Consider the following 12,919-nt stretch of genomic DNA (forward strand, 5'->3'; position numbering starts at 1 on the left):
CTGAGCGCCGTGACGTGCGTCTTGCCGGCCATGGCTTCCGTCAATGGTCGGCCGTGGCTTCCGCCCGCGATGGCGTGCGGCTTCCGCCGGTGGGGACGTTGCGGTTCCGTCAGTGTGGCCTGCGGGTTCCGTCAGTGGTGGCGTGGCGGCTGAAGGGCCTTATCCGTTCGATACAGGGTGCTTACCAGCCGTACAGGCTTTCGAAAACTGTCGGTGGTCGTCTCTATTGTGGGGGTATGGCTACAGGCGTGAACTCCCACACTCGCCCGCTGACCACCGCCGAGATCGCTGCCCTCGCTCTGTCCCTCGCTCATCTGGGGTCCGGTCCGCAGGCCGTCACCGCCAGGCGCGGTCTGCAGCACGCGCTCGAGCACCTGGAGCTCGACGATGATGTCATCGCCACCACCCTCACGACGCTCACCGAGCCGCTGCCCGTGGACATCGCGTCGCGGGCCAGGCTCATCGCGGACGCCATCACCAGCAGGCTGATGATTCGTCTGCACTATCGGGATGCTTCAGGACATGTCACGGCTCGGGATGTCGAACCGGTGACGTGCCTGGTGCATCGCGAATACTGGTATCTCGTCGGGATCTGCCGGATGCGGCGGGCCATCCGGGCGTTCCGGTTCGACCGGATTCTCGCGGTCGAACCGACGCTGACCCCGTCCCGGCCGCACCTAGCGGACCGGTTCCTGCCGTTCCAGCGACGCAAGCGGGCTCGCGCCGCCTAAGAAGTGCCCTGCCGGAACCCGTCGCGCCCCAGCTGTTGGCGCGGCGGGTCGGCCTGATGGCCTGCGGCATCGCGGGGCGGCTTGGGCGGCCGGTGAGGCGTCAGCCGCAGCAGCCCCCGCCGCAACAGCCACCCGAGCTCGGCGCGGCGGCGCCGCCGGTCATCGCGACCGTGGAGAGCAACCTGACGGTGTCGTCGTGCCCCTCGGGGCACGCGGCCGCCTCGTCGGAGGCGGCCATCGGACGGGTCACCTCGAAGGTCGACCCGCAGGCACGGCAGCGAAAGTCATAGCGCGGCATGCCCCCAAGACTACGGCAAACACGGCTACGGCAAAGATGCGAAGGTCACCTGGGCGTAGTCGTAGACGGGCTCGTAGCCGATCGACCGGTAAACGGCGTTGCTCGTCGGATTGGCCAGGTCGGCGAAGAGCACCACCTGCTCACAGCGCATCTCCAGCGCCACCCGGCTGGCGAACGCGGTGACCGCGGCGCCGTACCCCCGTCTGCGGCAGGACGGCGGCGTGTACACCGGCCCGACGCGGCAGACCCCGCCCGCCGCGGGCGACAGGGCGGCCATCGACACCGGGACCCCGTCCACCTCCCACATGAACAGCTGCCGCCCGGCCAGCCGGTGCTCGACCTGCTGAACGGGATCCCCGCCCACGCCCAGACCCACCTCCTCGCCGAACGCCTGGAACCAGGCGACCAGCAGGGGAAAGTCGGCGACACCTGCCAGGCGGCCGTGGCCGGCCGCGTCGGGGACGATCAGGGTGCCGAGGCGGTAGAGGCGCTCCGACAGCACGGATCGGGGCGCGCCGAGCACCTCGGCGAGCGCGCCGGTCAGCTCCAGCGGGCCCAGGACCTCCGTGATCTCGCCCTGCGAACCCCGCCATGCCGTGACCAGCGACGCGATGGACTCGACCGGCATGCGGGCCAGACCGATCGGATGCGGCGGCGTACGGAAGACCGCCCCCCGGACCTCGCCGTCGGTGGTCCACCAGCCGAAGGAGGCGTCACCGGCGGGCATCCCGGCGCGAATGTTGGCCAGCACCGTCAGCGGCACTGTGTTGCCCACGGGGTCGGCCAGCAGGAACGCCTCGGCGGCGCTCGCGTACTCCTCGACGTCGGTGGTAAAGGTCCACATGCCCTGGAATCCTGCCAGGAGCCGTGAAGCACGACAAAGACATTGCAGGCCCGGATCCCAGGGATCCGGGCCCGAAGGTCAAGCAGCCGCTTCCAGGTAGGGCGCCCATTGGGGATCGCCGACGAGCGAGGCGCCGATGAGCCGCCAGTGAGCGCCCCGTGGCACCGCCGGGGCGACGCGCAGCGTCCACCCCAGCTCCTCCAGGAACTTGTCGGCCTTCCTGTGGTTGCACGGCGTGCACGAGGCGACGCAGTTCTCCCACGTGTGGGGGCCGCCCCTCGACCGGGGGACGACATGATCGATGGTCTCGGCCCGCAGGCCGCAGTAGGCACAGCGGTAATCGTCGCGCCGCATGAGCGCGGCCCTGGTCAGGGGGATGCGAGACCGGTAGGGAATACGGACGTATCTGCGCAGCCGGACCACCGAGGGCACCTCCAGCGTGCACGTCGCGGAGCGCAGGACCGCGCCCCCGCCGTCACGGTGGACGATATCGGCCTTCTCCCGCAGCACGAGCACGATGGCTCGGTGCAGCGACAGAGTGGTGAGTGGCTCGTAAGTAGCGTTGAGCAGCAGGACTTGGCGCGTCATCGGGCCTCTCCCTGCTGCATGGGTATCAAGGGGGACATGCCGTGGCATGTCCCGGCTGTCGGCCCCTCCTGGGGCACTGGTGCTTCCGTCACGTGGACCTCCGCCGGACGGTCCAGCGGATGGTCACCACGGCACCGTCCTGTCACCAAGTCTGACGTTTACCGCGTGGTCCCCGCCACCCCATAACCCCCAGCCGGAATGACCAGAGGGACGCACGGTACGTTTTATGCCCACTTCACCAGGGCTTTACGCGCCCTGCTTGGCAGTAAGGTTCGGGCATGACGCGAGAGCCCTACCCCACAGCACGCCGCGAGGAAAGCGCCGAGATTTTGCACGACACTCCCGTCGCGGACCCCTATCGCTGGCTTGAGGATCCCGACAGCCCGGAGACGCAGGGATGGCTGCTCGCGCAGGCCGACCTGTTCAAGCGGCAGAGCAAGCCGCAGCGGTTCGGGGACCGCATCGCCGAGCTGCTCAGGTCGGGCTCCGTGGGGGTGCCCGCGTGGCGCGGCGACCGCCACTTCTTCAGCCGCCGTACGCCGGACCAGGAGCACGCGGTCTACTACGTCGCGGAAAACGACGAGTCCGGCGGCACCGAGCGGGTCCTGATCGACCCCATGGCCATCGACCCGTCGGGCCTGACCACGCTCGACGCCGTCCAGCCCGACAAGGAGGGCCGCCTGCTCGCCTACCAGATCTCGGTGGGCGGCAACGAGGAGTCGGTCCTCTACGTCATGGACGTGGCCACCGGTGCCCGCGTCGAGGGCCCGATCGACCGGTGCCGCTACTCCCCCATCGCGTGGCTGCCCGGCGGCGAGGCGTTCTACTACGTACGCCGGCTGCCGAGCACGGAGCTGCCGGAGAGCGAGTCGCAGTTCCACCGCCGCGTCTACCTGCACCGCGTCGGCACGTCCACCGAGGACGACGTGATGATCTTCGGCGAGGGCCTGAAGATGACCAACTACTACGGCGTCTCGGTCTCGCGTGACGGCCGCTGGCTCCAGATCTCCGCCAGTGAGGGCACGGCGCCGCGCAACGACCTGTGGGTGGCCGACCTGACCGCCTCCTCACCCGACAGCCCCGACCTCCAGGTCGTGCAGGAGGGCGTGGACGCCCAGACGGGGTTCTCGTTCGGCCGCGACGGCAGGCTGTACATCCACACCGACCGCGACGCGCCGCGCGTCCGGATCTGCGTCACCGACCCGGAGACGCCCGGCTTCGACAACTGGCGCGACCTGATCCCGGAGGACTCCGAAGCGGTGCTGGCCGACTTCGCGATCCTCGACGACCTCGAACGCCCGGTCATGCTGGTGAGCTGGACCCGCCACGCGATCAGCGAGATCACGGTGCACGACCTGGCCACCGGCGAGCGGATCGGCGAGGTGCCGACCCCCGGCCTCGGCTCGATCGGCGGCATCGCCGAGCGTCCCGAAGGCGGCCACGAGGCGTGGTTCGGCTACACCGACAACACCACCCCGCCGACCATCCAGCGCTACGACGCCAGGACCGGCGAGACCACGCTCTGGGCCGCCTCACCGGGCGTGGTGGACGTGCCGCCGGTGCGTACCTCCCAGGTCGTCTATCAGTCCAAGGACGGCACCGACGTCCGCATGCTGGTCATCTCGCCGGTCGACGGCGACGGGCCGCGCCCGACCATCCTGTACGGCTACGGCGGCTTCGGGCTGTCCATGACCCCCGGCTACTCCGCCTCGGTGCTCGCCTGGGTGGAGGCGGGCGGCGTCTACGTGATCGCCAACCTGCGCGGCGGCGGCGAGGAGGGCGAGGACTGGCACCGCGCCGGCATGCTCGGCAACAAGCAGAACGTCTTCGACGACTTCCACGCCGCGGCCGAGCATCTCATCGCGACCGGCGTGACGACCTCCGAGCAGCTGGCCATCTCCGGCGGCTCCAACGGCGGGCTGCTGGTCGGCGCGGCGCTGACGCAACGTCCCGAGCTGTACGCGGCCGTCGCCTGCTCCGCGCCGCTGCTGGACATGATCCGTTACGAGCAGTTCGGGCTGGGCGCGACCTGGAACGTCGAGTACGGCTCGGCCGCCGACCCCGAGGGGTTCGGCTGGTTGTCGGCCTACTCGCCGTATCACCAGGTCCGCGAGGGGGTGGCGTACCCCGCGACGCTGTTCACGGTCTTCCAGTCGGACACTCGCGTGCACCCGCTGCACGCGTGGAAGATGTGCGCGGCGCTGCAGCATGCCTCCACGGGTGAGGGGCCGATCGTGCTGCGCAACGAGACCGAGGTGGGCCATGGCGCCCGTTCGATCAGCAGGTCGGTCGATCTGTCGGCTGACACGCTGACGTTCCTGGCCCGGCACACCGGCCTGTAGTCGCGACAGGCCTATAGCCGAGACAGGCCAATAGCCGAAAACAGGAGCGTCAGCGGGGGAAGATGACCGTCCGGTGGCCGTCGAGCAGCACCCGCTGCTCGGCGTGCCACTTGACGGCCCTGGCCAGTGCCACGCACTCCACGTCCCGCCCGATCGCCACCAGGTCCGCCGGGGAGTGGCTGTGGTTCACCCGGGCCACCTCCTGCTCGATGATCGGCCCCTCGTCCAGGTTGGACGTGACATAGTGCGCCGTCGCGCCGATCAGCTTGACGCCCCGATCATGCGCCTGGTGGTAGGGCCTGGCGCCCTTGAATGACGGCAGGAACGAGTGGTGGATGTTGATCGCCCGGCCCGCCAGCTTCTCGCAGAGGTCCTCCGACAGCACCTGCATGTAGCGCGCCAGCACCACCAGCTCCACCTGGTAGTGCTCGACCAGCGCCAGCACCTCCGCCTCCTGCCGGGCCTTGGTCTCGGGGGTGACGGGCAGGTGGTGGTAGTCGATGCCGTACGACTGCGTCAGGGGCCGCAGGTCGGGGTGGTTGGACGCGACGGCGACGATCTCGATGTCCAGGGCCTTGGCGCGCACCCGGTAGAGCAGATCGTTGAGGCAGTGGTCGAACTTGCTGACCATGATCAGCACCCGCGGCTTCCTGGCCACGTCGCGCAGCTTGATCTCCATACCGAACTCCGGCGCCAGAGCGGCGAAGGCCGCACGTAGCTCGTCCTCCGGCAGCGGCGCCGCGAACTGGACCCGCATGAAGAACCGCTGCGCCTCCCGGTCCCCGAACTGCTGGCTCTCGATGATGTTGCACCCGTGCCCGGCCAGCAGCCCCGATACCGCGGCCACGACACCGGGCCGGTCGGGACAGGACAAGGTCAGGATGTATTCGGCAGAGCTCATCATTTCACTCTCACGGACAGAAGATCACGGGGTGGCTTCCGGTTGACCTGGGCAGACTACCTCTCAGCGGCGGACTCCACATCGCCGTCCGGCCGAGGGGCAGCGCATGCGGAGCGCCTCACCCGCTAGACCGCCCCAAACGGGATGGAGTGCCCGCCTTTGGAAGCTTCCGTACTGATCGCGATCGCCTGTGTGTTCGCGTTCGTGTCCGGGATGAACGACGGCGGCGCCCTGCTCGCGACCGGGCTCAAACTGCCCGCGATCCGGCCGGCGGTCGGCACCCTCACCCTGGTGGTGCTGATGGCGTTGGTGCCGCTGGTGACCCATCAGGTCGCGCGGACGTTCGTGACCCGGCTGGCCACGTTCCAGGGGCCGGGCGCGAAGATCGCGATGTCGATCGCGGTGGTCGCCGCGCTGAGCGTGGTCATGGCGCTGAGCGCGAAGGGCCTGCCGACCAGCCTCACCCTGGCCGTCGTCGGCGGCCTCACCGGGGCCGGTCTGGGCTGGGGGCTGCCGGTCTCGGCCGGGTCGGTCGCCCAGGTGCTGGCCTTCGCCCTGGCCGCGCCCGTCGTGGGCGGGCTGCTGGGCTGGCTGGTGATCCGGCTGCTGCTCCTGGTGACGACCATCAAGGGGCTCCCCCGCTGGCACTGGGCGGGCTTCCTGCTGCAGACCGTCGCCTACTCGGCCAACGACGGCCAGAAGGTGCTGGCCGTCCTGATGGTCGCGGGAAGCTTCTCGAACGCGCCGCTCCCCTACACCTCGCTGGTGGCGGTGCTGTTCGGGTTCGGCACCGTGTACGGCCTGCCCAAGGCCGGACGCACGCTGGGCCGGGAGCTCATCGTCTTCCGCCCCCTGCACGGCGTGACGGCCGAACTGGCCTCGGGCCTCGCGGTGATCGGCAGCTCGGCCCTGGGTATGCCGGTGAGCATGACCCAGGCCATCGCCGGCGGGCTGATCGGCGCCGGGGTGGCACAGGGTGCCGGCCGGGTCCGCTGGCACGCCGCCGTCAAGATCGTCGTCGCCTGGGTGCTGACGCTTCCGATGAGCGCGCTGGTGGCCGCGCTCGCGTCGTACGCGGTGAGGGGGGTGACGGCATGAAGCGGTTGCGAAGAGCCCAGGCGCTGCTGTCGGGCCGCATGGACAGCGCGCTCACCGAGGCCCTGCTCGGTCAGCTGGCGGCGACCAAGGAGGGCGCCTGGCTGGCGATGGCCATGATCGGCGGGGAGGTGGGCAGGACGGGCGCGCACGAGAAGATGCGGGTGATCGAGCACCTCGGCGACCAGGAGCGGCGCACCCTGGTGGAGGAGCTCAAGTCGGCCCTGGTCACCCCGATCGACCGGGAGGACCTCTACCGACTCTCCCGCTCGATCGACGACGTCCTGGACTCGCTGCGCGACTTCGTGCGCGAGTCGCACCTGTATCGGGTGCCGGACCAGCTCCGCTTCGCGCCGCTGCTCGACCAGGTCATCGAGGGCATCGACGCCCTGGAGAACGCCGTCCGCGACCTCGCCGCCCGCCCCGCGGCCGTGCTCCATGACGCGCTGGAGGCGAAGAAGACGGGCCGGTCCATCAGGCGCATGTACCAGTACGAGATCGCCCGCATCTTCTCGGGCGAGCTGACGTCCGATGCGATGAAGCAACGTGAGCTGGTGCGCCGCCTGGAGATCGTCGGCATGGCCATCGGCGAGGCCGCCGACGCCATCGCCGACGGTTCCATGAAACGCTGACCGCGGTACGTGCGTGAGGAGGCCGCGTGGAGTCCCACCAGATCGGCAGTGACCGTCCGGCCGCGCGGGTGGTCTGCGTGGACGCCGAGGGCCGGGTGCTGCTCGTGCGATGGCATGACCACGTCAGTGGCGAGGCGATCTGGGAGCCGCCGGGTGGCGGGATCGACCCCGGCGAGACGCCCCTGGAGGCGGCCGCCCGGGAGCTGACCGAGGAGACCGGCCTCCCGGGGTCGGCGGTGCGTGATCAGTGGGTGCCCGTCCATCGGGACTTCACCTGGCTCGGTGTGCGGTACGTGAAGACCGAGCCGTTCTACCTGGCCCGCTTCCCCGGGAAAACCCCCGAGGTGGACCCGGGTGAGCTCACGGACGAGGAGGCTCGGGCCTACCTCGGCTACCGGTGGTTCGCCGCCGACGAGCTGCCGCACGGCGTCGAGCCGCCCGAACTGGCCGAGGTGATCGCCAAGCTGACGGGACCGGCCTGACGGACGGTCACAGGTCCAGTGTGAGGCCACCCGTGGCCACGGCCAGCTCGCCGTCATATGTCCGGGCAGCCGCCGCCAGCGCGGGCTCGGGCGGGCTGTCCGGCCACAGGTGGGTGAGCACCAGCCGGGCCACACCGGCACGAGCCGCCGTACGACCCGCGTCGAGGGCACTCGACAGGTAGGGCGCGTCCTCGTCGGGCACCTGTTCGGGATACGTCGCCTCGGCCAGCAGCACATCGGCGTCCCGGGCCAGCTCGGCCAGCTCGGGGGCGGGCCCGGTGTCTCCCGTGTACGCGACCACCCGGCCGCCGCCGGTCAGCATATAGCGGGCTCAGGACGGATAACGGTGGCCCAGCTCCGTCAGCGTGGCCAGCATCAGCCCGCGCAGCAGCTCGCCCGCCACCTTCTCGTGCTCGCCCTCCACCGGCTGCCCTTCGTTCACCCGAGTCTGGTAGACCTCCCGCTCCCCCGGGTCGGTGTAGGGCTGCGCCGTCATCCCCACCACGACCGTCGCCCGGGTGCCGCCCCTGGGGAGCACGGCCACGGCATGTGTGCGCAGGCAGCTCTCGTCCGGCGCGCCGTACCAGCCGCACTTGATCCCGGCCTCCGGCGAGCTGAGCGCCTCGCGGGTGCCGAACGCCTGCTGGCCCGAGACCTGGCGCATCCAGTCGAGGACCGTGCTTGCCACCGGGTCGCCGGCGGCGGCGGTCTGGGCGAGCGCCGCGTAGGCGGTGGCGACCTCGTCGGCCGCCACCTCTACCGAGCCGAAGCGCGACGGATCTCCGTTGGGCGGCGCCCAGACGACGCCCGTGCGCTGATAGATGTCGTCCAGGATGACCCGTGGCCCGACCGCGAGCCAGAGGTTGAGCGTGTCGGCGTTGGACGAGACGACCACCGCCGGCTCGGCGTGCCGGCGCCAGCGCTCGGCGTCGGGGATGTGCGCGGCCGCCACCCACGCGTACAGCGGCTTGAGCAGCGAGGCGCAGCGCAGCCGGGCCAGGCCGGAGCGGACGCTCACCGCGCGGGCGGGCGGGCCACCGTAGCCACGCCTGATGCCCGCCGCCTGAGCGCTGGCTCCTTCCTGGAGGTCGCGCAACTGCTCGTCGAAGGCCACGGGTCCACCGTAGCCGTAGGAGGGCTCTGCCAGCGCCCTTCGTGCCACTCCGCGTCCGGCGGGTCGCCGGATCAAGGGCCGCGCCACCACCAGGCCACCACGATCGCGACGAGCACCAGAGCCGGGACGCCGAGCGACACGAGCAGCCGCCTCCCCTTGGCGACCTCCGTGTCCGTCGCGAAGGCCGCCACGGCACCCGCCATCGCGAACGCCACCCCCGACATCACCACGTGGGCGAACCTGGACGACGAGGACGGAAGCACCTCACCCGCCACCCTCAAAACCATCAGCATGGCGGCCGTCACCCAGGCCACGCGAAACCCCGGGCGTACCTCCACCCGGTTGAGCACCACGGCCGACAGGGCGAACGTGCCCACGGTGATCACCAGGAGAGTGCCGAGCGCCGGAGGCAAGCAGTTCCACGCCTCACAGCCGACGGCCGTCCATCCGATGCGGGCGGTGGCCCACCAGAGAACGCCCAGGGCCGCGTAGACCGCCGCCGCCCTGGCCGCCCGTTGCTTCGACATGTCCTCCATACTGGCCGATGCATACTGGCCGATGCCTCTACAGGCTGGCCGACCGGAGACGGGCCGCCCGCTCGTCGTCGGCCGCCGCCTCGGCCGGGTGGCCGAGGGCGCGATGGACCACGGCGCGGTTGTCGTAGAGGGTCGGCTGCTGGGGTTCGAGCGTGATGGCCTGCGTCAGGTCGGCCAGCGCGCCCGCCCAGTCCCCCGACTCGTACCGCAGCACGCCGCGGTTGCCCCAGGCCGACGCCAGCTCGGGCGCCGCGCCGACCGCCAGGTCCAGCGCCCGGCGGGCCTCGCCCAGCCGACCGGCCGCGGTATCCAGCTGGCCCAGCACGACCAGCAGGTACGGGTTGCCCGGCGACTGGCCGAGCCCGATCGTCACGTCGGTCCTGGCCTCCTCGTCCCGCTCCAGCATGGCCAGCAGGCCCGCCCGGTTGATGTAGGCGTCGAGGTAGTCCGGGTCCAGCTCGATCACCCGGCCGAGGTCCGCGAGGGCGCCGTCGAGATCGTCGCGTACGACGCGCAGTTCGGCCCGGTTGTAGTACGCCTCGGGCAGCGGCGGCCCGGCCCGCATCGCCCACTCGTAGTCGGCCAGCGCCTCCCCGTGCCGCCCGAGCCGGAAGAGCAGGTTGCCGCGGTCGAGGTAGTAGTCGGGGAACATCGGGTCGATCGCGATGGCCGCCCCGTACTCCTCCAGCGCCTCCTTGACCCGCCCGAGCGAGGCCAGCAGCTGGGCGCGGTTGGCCAGCAGCACCATCCGGTGCACCGGGTGCCGCTCACCCAGCTCACGGGCCAGGTCGAGGGCCGAGTCCACCAGGGCGAGCGCGGCCTCGGGACGGCCCTGGCGCAGCTCGATCAGCGCGAGCCCGTTGCGGTCGAAGCCGAGTTTGAAGGCGCGTTCCATGGGGTCGGGCAGCAGGCTGGAGATGGCTATCGCCTGGTTGATCCAGCCCGTGGCCCGGCCCAGGTCGCGCTGGGCGGCGTCGTGGTGGCGGGCGTCGAGCATGGCGGTGCCGTACGCGCTGGCGGAGTGGACGGCCGGATCCTGGCTGGAGCGGCGGGCGGCCTCCCACAGCACGCGGGCCTCGAGCGTCTGGCCGAGCGCGCCGAGCGCGGTCGCGGTGCGCTGCGCGAAGAGCCACCATTGGTGGCTGCCGGGCTCGGTGCGCGCGAGACCGAGCTGGCCGAGCTCGACCAGCGCGTGCAGGAAGCCTTCCCTCGTGCAGCGGTCGACGAGCTCCCACAGCTCCTCGGCATCGCGCGAATCCTCGGGAGGCTCCGGCCCGCCGGAGTAGACCATGATCGTCAGGATGTCCGGCGGGATCCTGCGCATCAGCACGTCGAGCAGTTCGGCGTCGGTGGGATCGGCCGCGTCGGCGTTGCACACGGCCAGCGTGCGGCCGGGCGGCACCACCGCGCGGACGAACTCCGCGATCCCGTTGGCCAGCCGCAGTGAGCGGCGCGGCGCGGGCACCAGAATGCGCTCGTCCTCGGACAGCCCCGCGTCCAGGGCCATCCTGCGGAGGGGCACCCGGTCACACAGACCGGGTGCCACTGCTCGGATCTCGATGTCATGGGCCGCCACGAGCTCCTTGGAGCTGTCCAAGGCGGCGGGGACCAGGTGGTGCAGCAGCGCGGATCCGACGGTGTAGGGGCCCAGGGGCCGTCTGTGCCCGTCGATCACCGGCATCAGCAGGTGTACGGCCTCCCATCGGTCGGGCGGGGCCCCCTGAGCCCTGAGATGGGATCTCCCCTCGATCACCCCTTATGTATGACGCTGGAGGTCCCGGCGAGCCTCGCGGTGCCAGGCTTGCGGACGGCGATGCGCTTCATGATGAACCTCTCACTTTGGGTTTACTCACCATTATCGGACACCTCAGCGAATATCAAGATTTCTGGCGAATAAGTGAGCGGTCAATCAATAAGAACCCCTGGTTTTTTGACTGCGATTAGTGGCCTATTGGGACCGAAACCAGCGGGAGATTGACACCGACCTCTTCTGTCCAGATTCCTCGACCAACGCGCACAAACAACGGCCGACGAGACCATCCGACGGACAACCGTCGTGAGAAAGGTTCTTCGCTCGGACGATGTTGGTGGCCTGCTCCATCAACCGATCGAGACTGGGCTCCCTCGCCCCCTTGTGCGAGCCGTCGTTCCACGGGCACGCCTCGGGGCGCGCGCAGGCGGTCTTGGCGGGGTACGCCACGGCGCGCCGCTCCAGCTTCAGCGGATCGTCCCGCTTGATCTTCAGGTCGGCCAGCACCCTCCTGGCCCTCCTGGTCACGATGACCAGGGCCCGGTCGCCCACCTCTCGCGGCGAGCCCCTGCCGGGCACGGCCAGCAGCATCGCGGCCGCCATCAGCCCGCCGCCCACGACCATGCTCAGGCCCACCTGCTCGTGGAACCAGATCACCGCGATCGCCGTCACCCACAGTGGCTGGGACGACATCAGCACGGCACTGGGGATGGCCGGCACGTGCGCCTGGCCGTACGAGCGGGCCAGGAAGCCCAGAGCGCACGAGACGACGGAGAGGTGGGCGAGTATCCCCCAGTCGGGCAGGGTGGCCGGCAGCGCGAACCCGTCGCGCACGGCCAGCACGCCGGCCATGGCGCCGATCGTGGCGAGCTGGATGACGGTGAGCGCGTAGGCGTCGAAGACCTTCTCGCCGCCAGAGAGCCGCGAGAGGAACAGCGTGTGGCCGGAGTAGAGAGCGGCGGCACCGAGCGTCACCCCGAGCGCGAGCAAGGAGATCTCCCGGTCCTCCGTGCCGCGCATCAACGTGAATACGGTCATGCCGGCCAAGGCGAGTCCCACGCCCACCCAGACCCGGCGGAGCACTTTGGCCCGGAACACCACCAGGGCCAGGATCGGGGTGATGACCACGTTGCACCCGACGGCGAACCCCGAGACAGCCGACGGGAGACTGTCGAGCGCGATGGCCTGGGCGCACTGCCCGACACCGAACATGACCCCCAGGATGACCCCGTTGACCCAGGTCCCCCGCGGCAGGCGCCGGAGGCAGCGCGGCCGGAGCAGGAGGAGGGTGAGCGCCGCGAGGAGATATCGCTCGGCGAGCAGATCCTCGACGGGTAACCGGAGGATGAGATCTTTCATCAGCGGGAACGCCGACCCCCAGGCGGCGCTGACGAACAACAGGAGCACGGCTCCCAGGAGGGGCCGGGGAGCGGGCACAACGGCCATGCAAAAAAGCATCTCACTACAATCAGCAGCCATCGGTGTACAGGCAGCAGCCGGAGATGTTCCTCTACCACCGAGAGGAACGAGCCTCACCCGCGGGTACGTACATCCCTATCCGCAGGAGTCCCCAGAGCACCATTTCCGTCACATCCGCTCGCCCGGA

General features: G+C 70.4%; 14 protein-coding genes. 5 read left to right on the forward strand and 9 right to left on the reverse strand.

Features of this window, described 5'->3' with window-relative positions:
• The first annotated feature begins 236 nt into the window (after positions 1-236).
• Positions 237-731 (forward strand): WYL domain-containing protein, encoded by a 495-nt coding sequence (locus tag AB0C30_RS39120; protein WP_357953534.1) that lies wholly within the window; start codon positions 237-239, stop codon positions 729-731.
• 100 nt (positions 732-831) lie between these two features.
• Here AB0C30_RS39120 and AB0C30_RS39125 read toward each other — a convergent pair whose 3' ends face one another.
• The 3 genes from AB0C30_RS39125 to AB0C30_RS39135 form a co-directional block, all read right to left on the reverse strand.
• Entirely contained in the window at positions 832-1,029 is a 198-nt protein-coding gene (locus AB0C30_RS39125; RefSeq protein ID WP_357953535.1) for a zinc ribbon domain-containing protein, read from the reverse strand.
• A 25-nt stretch (positions 1,030-1,054) separates the two neighbouring features.
• The gene (locus AB0C30_RS39130) at positions 1,055-1,873 is read right to left on the reverse strand and encodes a GNAT family N-acetyltransferase (RefSeq protein WP_357953537.1); all 819 of its coding nucleotides are present in this window, start codon (positions 1,871-1,873) and stop codon (positions 1,055-1,057) included.
• Between the two features lie 78 nt (positions 1,874-1,951).
• Entirely contained in the window at positions 1,952-2,461 is a 510-nt protein-coding gene (locus AB0C30_RS39135) for an HNH endonuclease (RefSeq protein ID WP_357953539.1), read from the reverse strand.
• A gap of 278 nt (positions 2,462-2,739) precedes the next feature.
• Between AB0C30_RS39135 and AB0C30_RS39140 the strand changes: the two genes are divergently transcribed.
• Entirely contained in the window at positions 2,740-4,803 is a 2,064-nt protein-coding gene (locus AB0C30_RS39140; protein ID WP_357953541.1) for a prolyl oligopeptidase family serine peptidase, read from the forward strand.
• A 49-nt stretch (positions 4,804-4,852) separates the two neighbouring features.
• Here AB0C30_RS39140 and purU read toward each other — a convergent pair whose 3' ends face one another.
• The gene (gene purU, locus AB0C30_RS39145; RefSeq protein WP_357953939.1) at positions 4,853-5,704 is read right to left on the reverse strand and encodes a formyltetrahydrofolate deformylase; all 852 of its coding nucleotides are present in this window, start codon (positions 5,702-5,704) and stop codon (positions 4,853-4,855) included.
• Between the two features lie 159 nt (positions 5,705-5,863).
• Here purU and AB0C30_RS39150 point away from each other — a divergent pair, with 159 nt between their 5' ends.
• From AB0C30_RS39150 to AB0C30_RS39160, 3 genes are read left to right on the forward strand one after another with little or no spacing between them, the layout of a single operon-like run.
• The gene (locus AB0C30_RS39150; RefSeq protein ID WP_357953542.1) at positions 5,864-6,802 is read left to right on the forward strand and encodes an inorganic phosphate transporter; all 939 of its coding nucleotides are present in this window, start codon (positions 5,864-5,866) and stop codon (positions 6,800-6,802) included.
• Positions 6,799-7,431, forward strand: coding sequence for a DUF47 family protein (locus tag AB0C30_RS39155; RefSeq protein WP_357953544.1), 633 nt, complete (start codon positions 6,799-6,801; stop codon positions 7,429-7,431). The genes AB0C30_RS39150 and AB0C30_RS39155 overlap by 4 nt, the downstream gene beginning before the upstream one ends.
• A 26-nt stretch (positions 7,432-7,457) precedes the next feature.
• Complete coding sequence (locus tag AB0C30_RS39160; protein ID WP_357953546.1) at positions 7,458-7,913, forward strand: NUDIX domain-containing protein; 456 nt, start codon at positions 7,458-7,460, stop codon at positions 7,911-7,913.
• A gap of 7 nt (positions 7,914-7,920) precedes the next feature.
• Here AB0C30_RS39160 and AB0C30_RS39165 read toward each other — a convergent pair whose 3' ends face one another.
• The 5 genes from AB0C30_RS39165 to AB0C30_RS39185 form a co-directional block, all read right to left on the reverse strand.
• The gene (locus AB0C30_RS39165) at positions 7,921-8,235 is read right to left on the reverse strand and encodes an MBL fold metallo-hydrolase (protein WP_357953548.1); all 315 of its coding nucleotides are present in this window, start codon (positions 8,233-8,235) and stop codon (positions 7,921-7,923) included.
• Positions 8,236-8,244: 9 nt separating this feature from the next.
• Positions 8,245-9,027, reverse strand: a complete 783-nt coding sequence (locus AB0C30_RS39170; RefSeq protein WP_357953549.1) for a hypothetical protein — start codon at positions 9,025-9,027, stop codon at positions 8,245-8,247.
• Positions 9,028-9,098: 71 nt separating this feature from the next.
• Positions 9,099-9,554 carry a hypothetical protein gene (locus AB0C30_RS39175; RefSeq protein ID WP_357953551.1) on the reverse strand — a complete coding sequence of 152 codons (456 nt, stop codon included), beginning with the start codon at positions 9,552-9,554 and terminating at the stop codon, positions 9,099-9,101.
• A 37-nt stretch (positions 9,555-9,591) separates the two neighbouring features.
• The gene (locus AB0C30_RS39180; protein WP_357953553.1) at positions 9,592-11,316 is read right to left on the reverse strand and encodes a tetratricopeptide repeat protein; all 1,725 of its coding nucleotides are present in this window, start codon (positions 11,314-11,316) and stop codon (positions 9,592-9,594) included.
• A gap of 195 nt (positions 11,317-11,511) precedes the next feature.
• Positions 11,512-12,759, reverse strand: coding sequence for a DMT family transporter (locus AB0C30_RS39185; RefSeq protein ID WP_357953555.1), 1,248 nt, complete (start codon positions 12,757-12,759; stop codon positions 11,512-11,514).
• Positions 12,760-12,919 lie beyond the last annotated feature (160 nt).

Origin of the sequence: Nonomuraea sp. NPDC048901, assembly GCF_040649695.1 — a bacterium.
Lineage (GTDB): Bacteria > Actinomycetota > Actinomycetes > Streptosporangiales > Streptosporangiaceae > Nonomuraea.

Coding starts and splice junctions, on each gene's coding strand:
- AB0C30_RS39120 (WP_357953534.1), top strand. CDS start 237: ATGGCTACAGGCGTGAACTCCCACACTCGCCCGCTGACCACCGCCGAG.
- AB0C30_RS39125 (WP_357953535.1), bottom strand. CDS start 1,029: ATGCCGCGCTATGACTTTCGCTGCCGTGCCTGCGGGTCGACCTTCGAG.
- AB0C30_RS39130 (WP_357953537.1), bottom strand. CDS start 1,873: ATGTGGACCTTTACCACCGACGTCGAGGAGTACGCGAGCGCCGCCGAG.
- AB0C30_RS39135 (WP_357953539.1), bottom strand. CDS start 2,461: ATGACGCGCCAAGTCCTGCTGCTCAACGCTACTTACGAGCCACTCACC.
- AB0C30_RS39140 (WP_357953541.1), top strand. CDS start 2,740: ATGACGCGAGAGCCCTACCCCACAGCACGCCGCGAGGAAAGCGCCGAG.
- purU (WP_357953939.1), bottom strand. CDS start 5,704: ATGAGCTCTGCCGAATACATCCTGACCTTGTCCTGTCCCGACCGGCCC.
- AB0C30_RS39155 (WP_357953544.1), top strand. CDS start 6,799: ATGAAGCGGTTGCGAAGAGCCCAGGCGCTGCTGTCGGGCCGCATGGAC.
- AB0C30_RS39165 (WP_357953548.1), bottom strand. CDS start 8,235: ATGCTGACCGGCGGCGGCCGGGTGGTCGCGTACACGGGAGACACCGGG.
- AB0C30_RS39175 (WP_357953551.1), bottom strand. CDS start 9,554: ATGTCGAAGCAACGGGCGGCCAGGGCGGCGGCGGTCTACGCGGCCCTG.
- AB0C30_RS39185 (WP_357953555.1), bottom strand. CDS start 12,759: ATGGCCGTTGTGCCCGCTCCCCGGCCCCTCCTGGGAGCCGTGCTCCTG.